Below are 18,758 nucleotides of genomic sequence, written 5' to 3' on the forward strand. Positions count from 1 at the left end.
TAAGTAAAAATGGACACACTCTTTCTTGCGCGGCTTCAATTCGCCCTGACGTCGGTGTTCCACTTCTTCTTCGTACCGCTTACCCTCGGACTCTCCATCTTCACGGCGATCATGGAAACCGCATGGGTCAGGACGGGCAAGGAGAAGTACCGTCAGCTGACCAAATTCTGGGGGCATCTGTTCCTCATCAACTTTGCCATCGGCGTCGTTACCGGTATTGTCATGGAGTTCCAGTTCGGCATGAACTGGTCACAGTACTCCCGTTTCGTCGGCGACATCTTTGGCGTGCCGCTCGCCATCGAGGCGCTGCTCGCTTTCTTCCTCGAATCGACCTTCCTCGGCATCTGGGTCTTCGGCTGGGATCGCATCCCTAAAGGGCTGCACGCCGCCGCCATCTGGCTGGTAGCCATCGGCTCGAACCTCTCGGCGCTCTGGATTCTGGTCGCCAATTCTTTCATGCAGTCTCCGGTCGGCTTCCAGATGGCCGCTGACGGCTCACGCGCTGAAATGACCAGCTTCTCGGAGCTGCTCTTCAACCCCTACGTCTGGTTGCAGTTCCCGCACGTGATCACCGCCGGAATCGCCACGGGTGGCTTTCTCGTAATCGCGGTCAGCGCCTGGCACCTGATGAAAAAGACCAAGGACGAGGAGCAGTTCAGGACCTCGCTCAAATTCGGTGCAATTTACGCGTTTATCGGCTCGCTGCTGGTCAGCCTCGCCGGTCACACGCAGATGCAGGAGATGGTGCACAACCAGCCGATGAAAGTGGCCGCCGCCGAAGCGCTCTGGCACTCTGAAGATCCAGCCAGCTTCTCGCTTTTCACCATTGGTGACGAAGAAAAGATGGAGGACGTTTTCTCGATCCGCGTACCTGCCATGTTGTCGTTCCTTGCCTACAACAAATTCTCGGGTGAGGTCAAGGGCCTCAGCGAACTTCAGGAAGAGGCCGTCGCCAAATACGGCCCCGGCGACTACATTCCGTCGGTCATCACCGCCTACTGGAGCTTCCGTTTCATGGTTGGCGCCGGCACGCTGATGCTGCTGGCCGCTGCGGTGGCGCTTTTCAAGGTGATCCGCGAGGACTATACCTTCGGCAAGCTCACCGGTGCGCTGCTGCTCTCGGCGTTCATCCTGCCCTTCATCGCCAACTCGGCGGGCTGGATTCTGACCGAGATGGGCCGCCAGCCGTGGATCGTGGTCGGGCTGCTCAAAACCGAGCAGGCAGTCACGCCCGCATCGGTGGTTAGCGGCGCTGAACTGCTGACCTCGGTCGTAGTGTTCACGCTCATCTACAGTGCTCTGACGCTGGTGGATGTGTTTCTCTTGAAAAAATATGCAACGGCTGGCCTTCACGGCGCTGAATAAACCGAAAAGGAGAAAACAATGGATTTGCAGACATTGCAGATAATCTGGTTCGTCCTGGTCGCCGTCCTGTTTACCGGATTCTTCATTCTCGAAGGATTCGACTTCGGCGTCGGCATCCTGCTGCCTTTCATGGGCAAAGACGACCTCGATCGCCGCGCGGTGATCAACACCATCGGCCCATTCTGGGACGGTAACGAAGTGTGGCTTATCACGGCCGGCGGCGCGATTTTCGCCGCGTTCCCGCACTGGTACGCCACGCTGTTCAGCGGCTTCTACCTTGCGCTTCTGCTCATGGTGGTGGCACTCATTTTTCGTGGCGTGGCCTTCGAGTACCGGAGCAAAAGCGACAGCCCGGCGTGGCGCAGCTTCTGGGACTGGAGCATCTTCCTCGGCAGCGCCATTCCTGCCCTGCTCTGGGGTGTAGCGATGGCCAACTTCATCCGTGGCGTGCCGATCGATGAAACGATGAACTACACTGGCGGCTTCTTCAACCTGCTCAACCCGTACGCGCTCGCTTGCGGCCTGGCCTCGCTGATGATCTTCACGCTGCACGGTGCGGTGTTCCTGACGCTCAAAACTACCGATGACCTCCACGAACGCGCGATGGGGCTGGCCAAAAAGCTCTGGGTTCCGGCTACTGTGCTCTCGCTGGTCTTTGCGGTTTACACCTTCGTGGAAACCGACCTGTTCGCACGCCTCGGCGTCAACCCTGGCGCAATCCCGATCTTCAGCGTGCTCGCACTGCTCTCGGTGATCGTGCTGCTCAACAAGGGCGCATCCGGCTGGGCGTTCGTCATGACCGCCGTTTCGATTGCGTTCTCGACCATCACCATCTTCATGGGACTCTTCCCGAGAGTGCTGGTTTCGAGCACCAATCCCGACTGGAGCCTGACGATTTACAACGCTTCGTCGTCGCAGTACACCCTCGGCATCATGACCACGGTCGCGGCGATTTTCGTGCCGATCGTGCTGCTCTATCAGGGCTGGAGCTACTGGGTCTTCCGCCAGCGCGTAACGAAAGACTCGAAGATGGAGTATTGAGCTGACAACACATTTTCTTTCTGTAGGGGCGACCGGTTGGTCGCCCTTCTTTGTTATCTTTCTTTCACATTTGATGATTCAATCAGAAATCGCCCTGTTGCAAAGAGGATGGGAATTCTTTACCATGGTTCCCATGTTGAAGTCCCAAAATCCACGCATGATTACTCAACCGATTCCTTCCGATACAGCCCAGTCGCGATGAACATTGACCGGAACCTCATGCGGCTGCTTGCTGAACAGAAGCGGCCTTTTCTCGTTTCGGGCCTCGCGGGCGCGGCGGCAGCGCTGATGCTCGTGGCGCAGGCGTGGGTGCTGAGCGGCGTGATCGACACGGTTTTCCGCGCCGCCCCGGCGTGGGCCGCGATTGCGCCGCTTGTTGGGCTGTTCGCTCTCTTCAGCACGTTGCGCGTGCTCTTCAGCTGGGCGGGGCATCACGCGGCGAAAGCTGGCACGCTCGCCATCCGCAAGACGTTAACTGAACGGCTCTCCGGCACGGTGGCGGCGCTCGGGCCATCCTACACCCGCTCAGGGCAAAGCGGGCGCATCGTCACCACGCTACTCAAGGGCGTCGAGTCGGTCGATGCGTGGTTCAGCCAGTACATTCCGCAGCTCTTCCTGGCGCTCATCATTCCGGTGGTGATCCTCGCGGCGGTCTTTCCGGCGGACTGGCTGTCGGGCGTGATTCTCGTCGTGACCGCGCCGCTGATTCCGGTGTTCATGATTCTGATCGGCAAGCGGGCCAGCGCGGCCACCGAAAAGCAGTGGAACACCATGAGCCGCATGAGCGGCCACTTCCTCGACATGTTGCAGGGCCTCTCGACGCTCAAGCTTTTCGCGCAGGCCAAAACGCGGCGCGATGGCATTGCTGAGGCGAGCGAGAATTTCCGCCACTCGACGATGCAGGTGCTCAAAATCGCGTTCCTCTCGTCGCTGACTCTCGAACTGGTCGGCACGCTCGGCACGGCGGTGGTGGCGGTGAGCATCGGCGTGCGGATGCTCGGCGGCCATCTCGCCTTCCGCCCCGGCTTCTTCGCACTGTTGCTCGTGCCGGATTTCTACCTCACGCTCCGCCAGCTCGGCACGAAGTTCCACGCGGGCATGGAGGGCGTAACCGCTTCGAAGGAGATGCACGAAATTCTCGACCGCTCCGCCGAGATTCCCGAAGCGGGTTCGCGCGAGTTGACCGCCAGTGATATTTCGTCGCAACCGATTGTTTTTGATGGAGTTGACTACCGCTTCCCCGGCAGCGACAAACCAGCGCTCGACGGCGTGAGCCTCACTATCGAGCCAGGCACCGTGACCGCCCTGACCGGGCCGAGCGGCGCAGGCAAGAGCACGCTGATGAACCTGCTTCTGCGCTTCATCGAACCCTCAGAAGGCGCGATTTCAATCGGCGACCGCAAAGCACGAGAGTTCAGTCTCGATTCGTGGTACCAAGAGATCGCCTGGGTGCCGCAGCACCCGTTCCTCTTCAACGCCAGCATCCGCGAAAATCTGCTGATGGCCCGGCGCGACGCCACGCCGGATCAGATTGATAACGCATTGAAACAGGCCGGATTGCTCGACATGGTGCGCTCGCTGCCCGACGGCCTGGAGACGATGATCGGCGAAGAGGGCGCACGGCTGAGCGGCGGCGAGGCACAACGGCTGTCACTGGCCCGCGCCTTCCTGAAAGACGCGCCGCTCCTGCTGCTCGACGAGCCGACCTCGCACACCGACCCGATCCTCGAAGCGCAGCTCCGCAAAGCGATGGAGGTGCTCATGCGCGGGCGCACGGTGGTGATGATCGCCCACCGGCTCGAAAGCATCCGTAACGCCGACAAAATCGTGGTTTTGGACAGTGGCCACATCGTGCAGAGTGGCACGCACGACGAGCTGATGACAAATGAAGGATTTTACCGCGAAGCGGTGTTCTCGTCGATGCAGGAGGCTGCGGCATGAAAACCTTTTTGCGACTGGCGGGCCTGACGCGCCCCTTTGCCTGGTGGATGCTGCTCGCCGCGCTGATCGGCTTCGCCACCATCGGCAGCGGCATCGGTTTGTTGATGGCCTCCGCCTGGCTGATTACCACCGCCGCGCTCATGCCCGCGCTCTCGGCGTTGCAGGTGGGCATCACCGGCGTGCGATTTTTCGGCATTTCGCGTGGCGTCATCCGCTACGCTGAACGGCTCATTTCGCACGACACCACCTTCAAGATTCTCACCCGCCTGCGCGTCTGGTTCTACGACTCCGTCGAGCCGCTCGCCCCGGCCCGGCTCGCTTCGTACCGCAGTGCCGACCTGCTCAAGCGGATCGTCGATGACATCCAGAGCCTCGAAAACATCTACGCCCGCGTGCTCGCCCCACCTGTCACCGCTGCGCTCGTCACGCTGCTGATGTGGTTCATCGTCGGCCACTGGTCAACCACCGCCGCCGAAGGCGTGCTCGCGAGCCAGCTCTTCGCGGGACTTGCCGTGCCGGTGCTGACCGCGCGGCTCGCCGCCGGCACGGCGCGCGGCATCACTGCGCTCCAGGGCGAACAGCAGGTGCTCGCGGTCGATATGGTGCAGGGCATGAGCGAACTGCGCGTCTTCGGCATGGTCGGCGACTACACTGAAAAGCTGCATGAGGCTGAAGTAAAAAAGCTCACGTTGCAGAAGCGGGCCGCTTTCATCGAGGGGCTGCACGAATCGCTTACCGGACTTGCGATGAACGGGGCGGTGATCTGGATTCTCTACTCGATGCTACCGATGGTGCGAACCGGCGCGACGAGCGCCATCACGCTCGCATCGGTGGTGTTCGGCGTCATGGCCTCGTTCGAGGCGTTCCTACCGCTCACTGGCTCGGTGCAAAACATCGAGGCTGACGTCCGCGCAGGCGAACGACTCTTCGAGATCATCGATGCCAAGCCCGAAGTCACCGCGCCCGAACGCCCGGAAGTCTTCCCAAAAACGACCGGCATCGAAGTCAAAAACCTCGCCTTCACCTACCCCGGCTCGGATCGCCCCGCGCTCGACGGCGTTTCGTTCAGCGTGCCGCAGGGCGGACGGATCGCGATTGTCGGCCCGAGCGGCGCAGGCAAATCGACCATCACCTCGCTCATGGTGCGCTTCTGGAATCCGACGCAGGGCAGCATTTCGATTGGCGGACAAACCATCGACCAGTTTGACCCCGAAGAGCTGCGCCGCAACATCGCGGTCGTTTCGCAACGAACCTACCTCTTCGGCCAAACCATCCGCGAAAACCTGCTCCTCGCCGCACCCGAAGCCACGGACGAGCAGCTCCGCAACGCCCTCACCCTGTCGGGACTCGGCGACCTGCAAAGCCGCCTTGACGACTGGGCCGGTCAGCACGGCATGAACCTCAGCGGCGGCGAACGCCAGCGCCTCGCGGTGGCGAGAATGATTCTGCAAGACGCCCCAATCATTGTGCTCGACGAAGCCACGGCCAACCTCGACGCCCTCACCGAACAAGCCCTCCTCGACACCCTCGACCGCACGAGCCATGGCAAGACCGTGCTCGCCATCACCCACAACCTCCACCGGATGGAGCGCTACGACGAAATTGTGGTGCTCTACGAAGGCAGGGCTATTGAGCGAGGAAGCCACGAAGAACTGCTGAAAAGCGACGGGTTCTATGCCGGAATGTGGAAATTGCAACACCAACGGAAAGCATGAGAAGAGGATGTTGTGGACATTATTGCAATGATTTCCACAACATCCATGCAACCCACCGAGTCAACTACTGCGGCGTTTTCATAACCCGCGATGTGTCGAAGCCCTGCGCTTTCGCCTCTTCGAGGAGCTTTTGGTAGAGCGCGTCGTCCATCTGCGGAGTTCTGGCTAAAATCCAGAAGTAGTCGCGGCTGGAGGCGGTGACCATTGCCCACGAGTAGTTTTCGTGGTCGAGAGCGAAAACAGTATACGGGCCGTAGAAGGGGCCGAAGAATGAGACCTTGAGCGCTCCGACGTTCGGATCTCCGGCGAATTTGGCTTTGCCTTCGGCGGTTTTCCACTTTTTCTTTTCGGGATAGTAGCCCTTGTTGAGCACCTGAACCTTGCCGTCGTCGCGGAGGGTGTAGGTGGCCGAGACGTGATCGGAGCCGCGCTCGAACCAGTTGTCGATTCTGGCGATTTCATACCAGGTGCCGAGGTAGCGATCGAGCTTGAAGTTATCGACCGCCTCAATCCCCTTCGGCGCACTGCCGCACCCGGCAAGCGCAACCATCCACAAGAGCAAAGGCAATAAAAGTTTTTTCATCGGTGTTCTCCCGTTTTTTCAGATGAACAACAAAATCTCCGCTTCAGAGTTCCGGGGAACTGGATGATCAGGATTTCAGGGTATCGGCTGAGCGTACGACACGAAAACCAAAAAAACTACCAGCACTACCTGGAGTGAGATAATAACGCCAAGTACACCGAAGTTTATCTTTATAACCGCTATTAGGGCTTCCTCGCAAAGCACGAGCTATTTTCGTATCATCATAGCTGTTTTCCTGCCACTGCCAGACATTACCAACCATATCATATAATCCTTCTGGTGTCGCTCCTTCAGGGCAACTTCCAACCGGAGTAGTCAAGTCAACATTATCACCACCAGCTCGTTTCGTGCTTGGTTTTTCTGCACCCCACGGATAACGCCGCCTTTCCTTTCCTGCCGCCGCCCATTCCCACTCAATTTCCATCGGCAAACGGTAAAGATCAAACTTCTTGCCTTTGCTCTCCATCAGAGAAAGCCACAGGCAATAGGAACGTGCAGCATACCAAGGAATACTCACGACAGGTTGTTCTGCACCTCCAAATTTCCGGTCATCATCGTCCATAGATCGGAACCAACCAGCAAGATTACTTTTTCCTTCATTGAGATAATCTGCAAATTTTGTATCCCACGTTTTTTCATTCGCAATCTTTTGCAACTCCTCTTGAAATCCCGATACCGGAAAAAGAGACTCGCATTCCGGCGACTTCGATCGTAAATAATCTATGAACCGCCGATAAAGCCTGTTTGTCACCGGATATTTGGCAAAGTACAAATCGGAGACTTTCACCTCTTTTTTGGTTACCGAATAAACATAGCTGCCGCCTTTTATAAGAATGTACTGCGCATATTGTTCAAAGGGGTTGTGAAATGATGGAGAAGCTCGAAAACCTGAAGACAAATGATAACTCCAAAGACGATCTGGTAATGAGTATTCTGAATGGGTGGCATCAAGTTCTATCAGAACCTCAATTGCTCGTCCAGATGCATCTTCATCCTTCGCCAGTTTTCCAGTCACAAATTTCCTGACCAAAACAATAGATGATTCTTTATCAACTGCCCGAATACAATCCAAAATCACCCGCTGTCGCATCGCGCTATTCTCCGGCTTCATCAAATGCTCGCAAAGCGCATCAGGCTTTTTCATTGGAGCTTCTTCAATCAATGTCCGAAGAAAGAGTTGCTTTTGTTGCAAAACATCATCACTGACATTTGACGAAAAAAGCTTGTCCATGAAGAGTTCGAAAAGCTCTTCGTCGCCGTGGGCAATGAAAAAGCGGAGCGGTTCTTCCCACCAGTCTTCGCCGAAGCTTTTGATGATTGGGTCGAGATAACCCGAAGTCCGATTCACCTTTTTCACCAGTTCGATACCCGCGAGAAACTCACGGAACGACTTGTGGCGGAAGACGTAGCTTTGCTTGCCGTACTCCATGAGCAGACCCGCTCGGTCAACGAGATAGTCACAAAAATCCTGCGCTGACGGGGATTTGTCGAGATTGCACAGGCGCTCGTCCATCGCGCTGCGCATCGCCCCTTTTTCCGCGTCATCCTCCTTCTGCTCCTGCATCCAGAGCGAAACCGGACCAAGCACCATGCGGGCGTCTCTGGCTGGCAGCAACGGCTTGATGTTCCGGCGAGCATCCCGAAACTGGAGCAAGTAATCGAGCACCGAGTTGTACAGATCGACCCGGCTGTTGGGCAGGTGGTCGCGCTCTTTCCAGAGGATGGCCATGATCTGCAAAATCATTGGAATGGCCGCGAGCTGGCGCAGGCTGCGGTTGCCCTCCTCGCGGAGATGAGCGACGATTTTGGTGGTGCGCTCCTCTGCCCGGTGCTCCTGCCTGCTCTGCCACTCGGCCTCGGACAGACGCGCGTCGTTGTAGTCGCGCAGGAAGGCCGCCCGGAACCAGTTGGCGAGAAACCGCTCCTGCTGCTCCCGCGTGAAATCCTCGACATCGGCCCGGTCGTGATCGACCTCAAGCTCGACGCCGTCATCCTTGCGGTAGCCGGTGCGCCGCGAGGTGACCACGAACCTCGCGCCGGTGTAGCTTTTCCACGCCCCCTCGATCCAGCGACACGCCTTTTTGCGCTCCTCGACGCTGCCAATTTCGTCGAGTCCGTCGAGCAAAACCAGCGAGCGGCTCTGTCGCAACCAGCCGTCGAACAGCTTGCGGTCAATCTCCAACTGATTGGCCGACGCCCACCGCGCGAGGCTATCGGCGAGATGATGAAAGCCGCCGTCGTCCTTTTTGACCAGCTCTCGCAACGGCAGGTAAAAGACGTTCACCGGCTCCGCGAATCCGAGGCGGCTGAAGCGTTCCGGGCCGAGGCAGCAGAGCGCGTAATACTTGAGCAGCGTCGTCTTGCCCGCGCCCGGATCGCCGATGACGAGTAGCATCCGCCGGTCACTTTTGAACGCCTCTTGCATCACCCGGTCGGGCGTAAGGATGTTCTCTTCGAGCATCGAATGCATCCGCTCCGGCCCGTCAGGCGCGAACTTCCGGCTGCGCGTGAACCGCAACGGCACGAAGGTGTCGTCATCGAGATTCACATCAATCCGCTCGATATTGGGCAGGCCCAGCATCCGGATCCAGCGCAGCTCCTCTTTCAGCGTTGACTGGTAGCACTGGAGGTCGGCGGCGCTGTCAGGTTGGGGAGGATCGGCTGGCTGGGAATCGGGATCACCGAACCAGCGAGGGATTTGCAGGTCGAGGTGGCGGGAGAGGTCGTGCTCAAATTTGTTGCGGTCGGAGAAGGAGTGGGTGAGCCATTTTTTAGTGACAATCGCCTTGAATTCATCGAGCTTTGCTTCCTGCTCTTTATCGACCTGTGAACGGGACACCGGCACATCTGAGAAATAAACCATGATGTGCTTTTTATTTTTGACCATCTGCTCGATCTCTTCCACCGTTCCGCTCGGCGCGACGCCCGTATCGGTGCCGATTCGCGTCCAGAAGATGGCGATAGCGCAATGACACTCGTCAACAATCTGCTCGTTGACACTCCCCTGAAGTCGCTCGCCTGCCTCCGGAGCCGTGTGTGTTTCCCAGAGCACCGGTTCCAGCCAAATGCCATATTTGCTCTTGTGACGAGTATTCCATTCATGAACAACCGATTCGGCAATCTTGCGTTCCTCGCCGACATCGGAGGGTGAGGCGATCAGCACTTTGATGATTCGCATGGCTCGTGGGAATGGGGTTGACGGCTCGTTTTCGCAAAAGGGAAATTACGCAAAAATGCCGAGAGGGCGCACGCCATGCGGGGAAAGGGCGAACACGCAGGTTCGCCCCTACAGGAAGAATGGTGGTTAGCGAACCGGACGTAGGGAAATATCCGACTGATTTGACCGATCTGGCGACCAGCCGGTCGCCCCTACCCGCCTTTGTGCGGCTCGTTCCTGCACACTTCGCCGGGATATTCGAGCTCTACGGTGGAATGGTAAATGCCGTGGCGGGCGACGAGCTTGCGAATCTCCTCTTTGATGCTGGCGTATTCGGCAGGGTTGACTTCGCAGCCGATTTCGAGGTGAGCGGTGAAAACCGTGCGCTGGCCGTCGAGCGACCAGAGGTGCGCGTGATGCACGCCCGTGACGTGCTCGGTCTGCTGAATGTCGGCGACAACCTTGTCGAGGCTGAGCTCGCTTGGCACGGCTTGCAGGAAGACGGGAACCATTGCGCGGAGATTCTTCACCACGCCGGTGAGGATGTAGAGGGTGATGACGATGGCGAGCAGCGGGTCGAGAATCGGCAAGTTCACGAAAAGCAACACCACGGAGACCAGCAGCACCGAGAGCCAGCCGAGCACGTCTTCAAGCAGGTGCAGGGCGATGACGCGGGCGTTCATGCCCGTCTGGCCCTTGAGGCGCAGCATCGCGAGCGAGTTAACCGCCACGCCAACCAGCGCGAAGGCGACCATCCCTTTGGCATCGGGAAGCTCCGGATGGATAAGGCGAGGCAGCGCTTCGACGAGCACCACGAACGAGCTGACGAGCATCATCAGGGCGCTGAGGAGCGCGCCGAAAATCGAGAAGCGCTGGTAGCCGTAGGAGTAGCGCTTGTCGCCCGTCCGCCCGGCGAGCCTCTCGAAGTACCACGCCTGACCGAGCGCAATGGAGTCGCCGAAGTCGTGCACGGCGTTGGCGAGAATGGCCGTGCTGTTGGTCAGCACGCCGCCGATCGCTTCGAGAATCGTGAAGCCGAAGTTCAGGAAAAAGGCGGTCTTAATGCTCCCGACCACATGGTGGTGATGCCCGGCATGACCGTGTTGATGGTCATGCTCGTGGCCGTGATCGTGACTATGGTCGTGATGGTGCTCGCTCATGCTGAAACAACAACCAAACCAGCGCTGGGAATTCCCGGTGAACCGGATTGGCTCAGTCGAACACGACGGTCTTACGCCCGTTGATGAGAATGCGGTGATCGCAGTGCAGGCGCAGGGCACGAGCCAGCACGAGCCGTTCGAGGTCACGCCCTTTGCGCACAAGGTCGTCGAGCGTGTCGCGGTGCGTAATGCGGATGATATCCTGCTCGATGATCGGCCCTTCATCGAGCTCGTCGGTGACGTAGTGGCTGGTCGCGCCGATGAGCTTCACGCCGCGCCGGTAGGCCTGGCGGTACGGATTGCCGCCGACAAAGGCCGGGAGGAACGAGTGGTGGATGTTGATGATCCGGCCCGCCCAGCGCCCTGTGAACTCCGGCGAGAGCACCTGCATGTACCGCGCCAGCACGATGGTGTCGATGCCATGCTCCTCGCACAGCGCCATCTGCCGCTGCTCGGCTGCGGCCTTGGTTTCAGGCGTCACCGGAACGACGTGGAACGGTATGCCGTGCGCTTCGACAAGCGGCGCGAGATCGGGATGATTGGAGATGACGAGCGGAATGTCGATGTCGAACTCACCGAGGCTGTGCCGCCAGAGAATCTCGCGCAGGCAGTGGTCGTACTTCGAGACGAAAACCGCCATCCGGTTGCGCGTGCCCGAAAACCGGATCGTCCAGTTCGCCCGAAATTCGCGAGCCAGCGGCGCAAAGGCCGATTCGAGGTCGTCGGCGGGAATCGAGAAATTATCGAGACTCCACGAAACGCGGAGAAAAAACTGACGCTCGTCCACATCGACATGCTCGTTGAGGTCGAGAATGTTGCCTCCGCGCTCGTAGATGAAATTGGCGATCCGCGCCACAAGCCCCACGCGGTCGGGGCAGGAGAGCAAAAGCACGGCTTTGGAGGGTTCGGCGGCAGCGGTCATGGGCGCAAAACTGGGCTTGGCGTTAACGATGAAACTACGGCAAGATAATGAACCTGAGCGGTTATTGGTTTCACTGAAACGCGAAGCTTATGACGATAATAGCTGAAACGAAAAAGAGCGGAAAGGAAATTCGGCTACCTTTCCGCTCTTTTCGATTCAAACCGGCATCGTTCCAGATGTCCTGAGAATCACACGGCGAAGACTTCTTGACCGTCCAGTACAAAATCTAGGACTCCGGTCAAGCCTACCTGTTCGGCATCATTGCCGTTTCCAGCAGCATCAACAAGACCGTGGAAGTATGCCTCGGTGCCCAATTCGAAATGGTGGGCCAAGGCCGCTTGAATTTTCGAGGCAACTCCCTCGTGACCGTCAAGCAAGAAATCAAGAGCTCCGGTCAAACCTGCTGGCAGCTCAGCATTGACACCGTTGCCATGACCGATACCCGCATCGACCAAACCGAGGAATTCAGCTTCGGTGCTCAATCCGAAATCGTTAGCTGAAGATGCCGCACCAAGCTCCGATTCAGTTCCGGTCGAAGCGGCAAGCGCGCTGGTTCCGAGGAAGTCCGCCGAGTTGGTTAGGATATTTTCAAGCTCTTCAACTGTCCAGATCGATGCGAAGTCCGCTTCCGCTGAAAGCAGCAGCGCAGCGGCACCCGCGACGTAAGGCGTAGCCATCGAGGTTCCGCTCATCGAGGCGTAACCGCCAGTGTAATAGCTGCTGTAAATGCTCACGCCGGGCGCAACGACAAAATCGTAAGGATCGGTGTCGCCTGCATCGTTGCTGAACGAAGCTACAACGTTACTGCTGTTGACCGCACCGACCGCGATGCCGCCGAGGGTTTGAGCGAGGATTCCCGGATAGGTTGGCGAGGTTTCATAGTCATTGCCTGAAGCCATACAGACGATAACCCCGTGATCGAGCGCATAGGATACAGCGTTGTAAACATCGCTGGAGTATGCGCCATAAGCACCGAGCGACATGTTGATCACATCGGCACCGTTATCAACGGCATAGATAATGCCGTCCGCAACTGCCGCGAAGGAGCCGCTGCCCGAAGAGCTGAGTACTTTGACCGCCATGATCGAGGCATCGTAAGCGACACCGGTCACTCCGGTACCGTCATCCTCTCCAGCAATGATACCGGCAACATGAGTGCCATGTCCATGATCATCGATCGGATCACCATCATTGTTGATGAAGTCATAGCCGTAAACGTCATCGATATAGCCGTTACCATCATTATCGATACCGTCACCAGCAATCTCTCCAGAATTGACCCACATGTTCGCATCAAGATCGCTGTGGGTGTAGAGCACGCCGGTATCAATCACCGCCACGACAATGCCTTCGCCGGTGTATCCGGCCTGCCAGGCGTCAGGAGCCTGGATGTCGTTCAAGCCCCAATCCCAGGAGTCGTAACCGTCACCATAAAGGGGCGCGTCGGCAATGCTCTGACCAGTCGCGGCTTCCAGCATGGCGTCAATATTGAGCAATCCATGACCGGAAACCGGATCCCACGAAACAGGATCAGGAGCGGTTTCGGTTGTGAAATCATACTCGGTCGTTCCAGCGTAGCTGTTGCCCGCAAGGTCATGCACCGCATCGGTTCCGATGGTGACATAGTAATGCGTTTCATTGGCAAGATCGCTGGTCGGATCGATCGTCAGCGTGCTTCCCGAAAAATTCAGGTTACTGCTGGTCGCCGCATCGAAGCTTTCGATCACCGTTCCTGTCGGCGAATCGACATGAATCTCGATGGTACCGCTACCGGCCTGAATCGCTTCGTTGAAGGTCAGGGTGATGTTGGTGCCCACCGCGACATTGCCGCTATCGTCAGCCGGGCTGAAATCGATAACTAACGGCGCATCCGTATCAGAACCGGCTTCGGTTGTGAAATCGTAGGTTTTTGTTCCGGCATAGTCGTTGCCTGCAAGATCTTCAACGCTTCCCCTGCCAAGCACCACATAGTAATGGGTTTCAGGATCGAGGTCAAATGTCGGATTGATGGTCAGAGTGCTGCCTGAAAACGTGAGGTTATCGCTGCTGGAAACATCGAAACTCTCAAATATGGTGCCACGAGAAGAGTCGACACGAATGGTAATTGTGCCGCTACCAGCTTGAATATCCTCACTAAATGTCAGCGTGATATTGGATCCTACCTCGACACCAGAACTGTTGTCTGAAGGCTCGAAGCTGGTAACCGTAGGAGCTGTTTTATCGCCTGTAGGAACATCAGGATCAGGGAGTGGTTTTTTCTGGATTCCAAGCTCTCCGTCATCCGGAAAATCGATAACAGGCGATGAAAAGTGAGAGGTCGACCATCCTCTGGCAGAAAAATCGGGCTCGTTGGGAGCAGCCCCTGCGAACAGGTACTGGAAAGCATCAGCTTGATGGTTCAGCAAGGTTTTGTTATTCATGACCACAGGGGTTTACAGTTGATTGGTATAGACCCTCACATAAAAAAAGACAATAACATATACACTCTTTTATTACTCTTTAAATAAAAAAATACAACACTATAGGCTCAATCCCAAGACAAAAACATATACGCGGTGTTCCCACTTACAATCCATAAGCAAACTCTTCGCGTCAATAAGTCTGCCTTCATATCATCCTGACAGACACCTTGGCAAACACCCGTGGAGACTCGCTGAAAATGGTTATTTTCAGAGCCAGCGACATACTGAACGGTATGATGAAGCGATCAGAGCTGGCAGCAATAGCGCAACATCCGCACATTTAATTCAAAGTCGCCACTGGTCATCGAAGCAAAACGCAGAGCAACATGATTGATGAAAGAAATCAGAAACAACACCTGCTCCTTGCGGCAGTCCTGCTGTTCTGTGCCGTCTCCTTTTTTCTGCTCGACCAGTCTCTGACGCTGTTTTTTCATCAGCTTGACACCGGAGCCTGGCATACAACCTGGAAAGCCGTCACCAAAGCCGGGCAGTCGGAATGGTATCTTATCGGAGGTCTCGCGCTGTTTGCATGGTACCGAAAGCGAAACCGGCAGCTTTCGATGAAAGGACTGTTCCTGTTCACCACAGTGGCTGTTTCGGGGCTGAGTGCCGATTTGCTCAAATTCATCTTCGGTAGGGCCCGGCCAAAACTGTTGCTGCATGACGGCATCTACGGATTCGAGCCGTTCCAGCATATGTTCGATCATGCGTGGCAATCGTTTCCATCCGGGCATTCAGCTACGGCCCTGAGCGCTGCCCTGAGCCTGTCGCTGCTGCTTCCAAGATTCAGACCCGTGTTCATCATTGTCGCCTTTATCATTGCGGCAAGCCGCGTGGTGCTCTGCCAGCACTACCTGAGCGACATCGTGGCCGGTTCAGCGCTCGGCATCGTAACGGTCGTGCTGCTCCAGCAACGCTTTTTCCCGGCCAATTCCGGGGAAAAACCCACTCACCGGCCACAACGATGTTCAATGAAACTTCCCGACGATTCGCCATGAAACCAGAGTCAAAAACACTGAACAGGAACTTGCTGCTAGCTGGTCTCGGTCTTATCGTTTTCCTGTGCTTTTTTGCAGGCATCGGCTCCGGGCCTCTGTTCGACGTGGATGAAGGTGCGTTCAGCGAGGCGACGCGGGAGATGCTTGTGTCGAAGAATTACCTGACCACCTACCTGAACGGCGCACTGCGGTTCGACAAGCCGATTCTGATCTACTGGTTGCAGTTGCTTTCAGTCAAATCGTTCGGCATCAACGAGTTCGCGTTCCGACTGCCATCCGCAATTTCAGCAGCGTTCTGGGCATTGGTGATCTTTCTCTTCGTTCGCCGCGAGCGAAACGAAACCGAGGCTGTATGGGCGACGGCGCTAATGGCGACGGCGCTCCAGGTGAGCATCATCGCCAAGGCAGCCATCGCCGATGCGCTGCTCAACCTCTGTCTTGCTGTGACGCTGCTCAGCATCTACCGCTACTGGCGACACGGCAAGCGTTCGGCAATCTACCTCGCCTTCGCAGCGATGGGATTCGGCGTGCTCGACAAAGGACCGGTAGCGATCCTCATTCCCGTCGTGGTGTCGTTCCTGTTCTTCCTCGTTCAGAAGGACTTGAAACGCTGGTTCAAACTTGCACTGAACCCGGCAGGCATTGCACTGTTCCTGGTGATCGCGCTGCCGTGGTACGTTCTCGAATACCTCGATCAGGGCCAGGCGTTCATCGAAGGCTTTTTCATGAAGCACAACGTCAGCCGCTTCAAGGGCTCGATGGAGGGGCACTCCGGTTCGCTGTTCTACTACCTGCCGGTGGTGCTGATCGGCCTCATGCCCTCGACGGGCCTCCTCTTCCGGGTATTCTCGAAACTCCGGTCGCGCTGGTCTGATCCGCTCTGGCAGTTCTGCCTGATCTGGTTTGCGTTCGTCTTTATCTTCTTTTCCCTGTCGGGCACCAAGCTGCCGCACTACATGATTTACGGCTACACGCCGCTCTTCATCCTGCTCGGCATCGAACTGGCCGAGGTTGACCGCACCTGGCTGCTCGCGCTCTGGCCAGCGGCTCTACTGCTGATCTTTGCAGCCCTGCCACTGGTGTTGCCACAGGTGCTGCCGTCGATTGAAAGCCGTTTCGTGCAGGCGCAGGTTCAGGGCTTTTTGGATCAGATGGCATCCAACCACTTCTCGCTGTTGATGATCGCCGCAGCCGCGTTTTGTCTGCTGCTGCAATTCGTGCCAGCGCTCATGCCGCCAGTGCGCTTCATCATCGGCGGGGCGCTGCTGACCCTTTCGTTCAACTTCATCGCCATGCCGATGGCCGCCAGGGTGATGCAGCAGCCGGTGAAAGAGGCCGCGCTCTTGGCCCGCGAGGAGGGGCTCAAAATCGTGATGTGGAAAGTCTATTACCCCTCTTTTTTAGTATATTCGGGTTCTTTTGCCGAACAGCGCGAACCCCTGCCGGGTGACGTGGTGCTGACCAGCATCGATCGTCTCGACAAGCTCGGTCCGGTCGAACGCCTGTACGGTAAACATGGAATCGTCCTTGTCAGAATACCCGATCAACCGGATACCCGATGAAACTCTCCGTCGTCATACCGCTCATGAACGAAGCCGAAAGCATCAAGCCGCTCTTCGATGCGCTTGCTTCGGCACTCGGCGGCATCGAACATGAAATCATCCTGGTCGATGATGGCTCGACCGACTCGACAGTGGCCGAAATCGAGCGCTACGCCCCGTCGAACGCGCGCTGCGTTGTGCTGAACAAGAATTACGGACAGACCGCTGCCATGTCGGCGGGCATCAACGAAGCCAAAGGCGAACTGATCGCCACGATGGACGGCGACCTGCAGAACGATCCTGCGGACATTCCGATGATGATCGAGCGTCTCGAATCGAGGGGGCTCGACGTGGTGGCCGGAAGGCGCGCCGGACGAAGGACGGCATGGTGCTGCGCAAGATTCCAAGCAAGATCGCCAACGCGATGATCCGGAACATGACCAACGTCCACATCCGCGATTACGGCTGTACTCTGAAACTCTTCAAGCGCGATGTGGCCCGAAACCTCGGATTATACGGCGAGCTGCACCGCTTCATTCCGGTGCTCGTGCAGTTGTACGGCGCAAAGATGGAGGAGGTTGACGTACGGCACCACGCCCGCCAGTTCGGCAAATCGAAGTACGGTATCGGCAGAACCCTGAAGGTGCTCAGCGATCTCTTCTTCATGGTCTTTTTCCAGAAATACGCCCACAAGCCGATGCATCTGTTCGGCACGCTCGGCTTCATCACCCTGTTCCTCGGCATCGGCATCGATCTGTACCTGGTCGCCCTGAAGATTTTCGGTAACGACATCGGCGGCCGCCCGCTGCTGACCCTCGGGGTCATCATGACCTTCATCGGCATTCAGCTCATCACGACAGGCTTCATCGCCGAATTCATCATGCGCACCTACTACGAGTCGCAGAACAAGAAACCCTATATCATCCGCCAGATCGTTGACAAAAGCAAGTAGCTCTATAAAAAGCAAACTCATCAAGACGGCGATTCAGGTCATCCTGACCGTGGCCGCGCTGGCCATCGTGCTGAGCAAGACCGACCTCAACCGTTTGTGGGCCATCATCAGCAACGCGCGCCCCGGCTACCTGCTCGGAGCCGTTCTGTTTTTCAATATCTCCAAAATCATCAACGCCCTGAGGCTGAACCGGTTTTTCACGGCGATCGGCTTACGCCTGTCAACCTGGTACAACATGAAGCTCTACTACCTGGGCATGTTCTACAACCTCTTCCTGCCGGGCGGCATCGGAGGGGACGGGTACAAGATCTACGTTCTGAAAAAACATCACGGTCTGACGGTCGTCAACATCTTCGGCGCAGTGTTCTGGGATCGGGTCAGCGGCATTTTCGCGCTTATCTTCCTGTCGGCGCTGCTCATCGTCCCGAGCTCATTCGCGGCGCTCTATCCCGGTGAAATGCTCTGGGTCTGGGTGATCGCCGGAATTTCCTACCCCCTGTCGCTGCTCCTGACCTGGCTCTTTTACCGTCAGTTCATGCCGGTGTTCCTCATCACAGCGGTTGAATCGCTGGCCATTCAGGCAACACAGGTCATTTCGGCCTGGTTCATCCTCATGGCCCTGTCGGCCTCGTCACACCATATCGACTATCTCGCGATCTTCCTGATTTCAAGCGTCGCCACCATCCTGCCGCTCACCATCGGCGGAGCGGGTGCGCGTGAGGTGACCTTTTTCTACGCCCTGAACCATCTCGGGCTAGACGTCAACACAGGCATTGCCCTGTCGCTGGTGTTCTTCGTGGTTTCGGCCATTTCGTCACTGCCGGGCATCCTGGCCAAGATGCGCCACGAACCCGGCCACTCGCTGGCAGCCGTCGAGAAGGAATAGAAGAGAAAGGAGTTTCACCGAAGCGCTCAGAACCG

Annotated in this window: 12 protein-coding genes and 1 pseudogene; 8 read left to right on the forward strand and 5 right to left on the reverse strand. The window is 57.2% G+C overall.

Annotated elements, in window-relative coordinates; translation table 11 throughout:
• The first annotated feature begins 9 nt into the window (after positions 1–9).
• The 4 genes from CPAR_RS08445 (at position 10) to cydC (ending at position 6,062) form a co-directional block, all read left to right on the forward strand.
• Entirely contained in the window at positions 10–1,365 is a 1,356-nt protein-coding gene (locus CPAR_RS08445) for a cytochrome ubiquinol oxidase subunit I (RefSeq protein ID WP_012502896.1), read from the forward strand.
• An 18-nt stretch (positions 1,366–1,383) separates the two neighbouring features.
• Positions 1,384–2,406: a cytochrome d ubiquinol oxidase subunit II gene (gene cydB / locus CPAR_RS08450; RefSeq protein ID WP_012502897.1), complete on the forward strand. Its 1,023-nt coding sequence runs from the start codon at positions 1,384–1,386 to the stop codon at positions 2,404–2,406.
• Positions 2,407–2,604: 198 nt separating this feature from the next.
• On the forward strand, positions 2,605–4,347 hold the full coding sequence (gene cydD / locus CPAR_RS08455) for a thiol reductant ABC exporter subunit CydD (protein WP_012502898.1): 1,743 nt from the start codon (positions 2,605–2,607) through the stop codon (positions 4,345–4,347).
• Positions 4,344–6,062 carry a thiol reductant ABC exporter subunit CydC gene (gene cydC, locus CPAR_RS08460; RefSeq protein WP_012502899.1) on the forward strand — a complete coding sequence of 573 codons (1,719 nt, stop codon included), beginning with the start codon at positions 4,344–4,346 and terminating at the stop codon, positions 6,060–6,062. Before cydD ends, cydC begins: the two co-directional genes overlap by 4 nt.
• Positions 6,063–6,126: 64 nt before the next feature.
• On the opposite strand, the gene CPAR_RS08465 is transcribed toward cydC, so the two are convergent.
• From CPAR_RS08465 to CPAR_RS10680, 5 genes are all read right to left on the reverse strand, one after another.
• A complete protein-coding gene (locus CPAR_RS08465) occupies positions 6,127–6,645 on the reverse strand; it encodes a lipocalin family protein (RefSeq protein ID WP_012502900.1) in 519 nt (172 codons plus the stop codon).
• Between the two features lie 67 nt (positions 6,646–6,712).
• The gene (locus CPAR_RS08470) at positions 6,713–9,808 is read right to left on the reverse strand and encodes an SUMF1/EgtB/PvdO family nonheme iron enzyme (RefSeq protein ID WP_232203889.1); all 3,096 of its coding nucleotides are present in this window, start codon (positions 9,806–9,808) and stop codon (positions 6,713–6,715) included.
• A gap of 206 nt (positions 9,809–10,014) precedes the next feature.
• Positions 10,015–10,962, reverse strand: coding sequence for a cation diffusion facilitator family transporter (locus tag CPAR_RS08475; RefSeq protein WP_012502902.1), 948 nt, complete (start codon positions 10,960–10,962; stop codon positions 10,015–10,017).
• A 52-nt stretch (positions 10,963–11,014) separates the two neighbouring features.
• Positions 11,015–11,884, reverse strand: a complete 870-nt coding sequence (purU, locus tag CPAR_RS08480) for a formyltetrahydrofolate deformylase (RefSeq protein WP_012502903.1) — start codon at positions 11,882–11,884, stop codon at positions 11,015–11,017.
• A gap of 188 nt (positions 11,885–12,072) precedes the next feature.
• A complete protein-coding gene (locus CPAR_RS10680; RefSeq protein ID WP_012502904.1) occupies positions 12,073–14,304 on the reverse strand; it encodes a S8 family serine peptidase in 2,232 nt (743 codons plus the stop codon).
• 368 nt (positions 14,305–14,672) lie between these two features.
• Between CPAR_RS10680 and CPAR_RS08490 the strand changes: the two genes are divergently transcribed.
• The 4 genes and pseudogenes from CPAR_RS08490 (at position 14,673) to CPAR_RS08505 (ending at position 18,723) form a co-directional block, all read left to right on the forward strand.
• Entirely contained in the window at positions 14,673–15,344 is a 672-nt protein-coding gene (locus CPAR_RS08490) for a phosphatase PAP2 family protein (RefSeq protein ID WP_012502905.1), read from the forward strand.
• Positions 15,341–16,906, forward strand: coding sequence for an ArnT family glycosyltransferase (locus CPAR_RS08495; protein WP_012502906.1), 1,566 nt, complete (start codon positions 15,341–15,343; stop codon positions 16,904–16,906). The genes CPAR_RS08490 and CPAR_RS08495 overlap by 4 nt, the downstream gene beginning before the upstream one ends.
• Positions 16,903–17,837 (forward strand): annotated as a pseudogene (locus CPAR_RS08500) (glycosyltransferase family 2 protein). The gene CPAR_RS08495 and the pseudogene CPAR_RS08500 overlap by 4 nt, the downstream one beginning before the upstream one ends.
• Positions 17,821–18,723 carry a lysylphosphatidylglycerol synthase transmembrane domain-containing protein gene (locus CPAR_RS08505; protein WP_012502907.1) on the forward strand — a complete coding sequence of 301 codons (903 nt, stop codon included), beginning with the start codon at positions 17,821–17,823 and terminating at the stop codon, positions 18,721–18,723. Before CPAR_RS08500 ends, CPAR_RS08505 begins: the two are co-directional and overlap by 17 nt.
• The last annotated feature ends 35 nt before the right edge of the window (positions 18,724–18,758 follow it).

Origin of the sequence: Chlorobaculum parvum NCIB 8327, from assembly GCF_000020505.1 — a bacterium.
GTDB classification, from domain to species: domain Bacteria; phylum Bacteroidota; class Chlorobiia; order Chlorobiales; family Chlorobiaceae; genus Chlorobaculum; species Chlorobaculum parvum_A.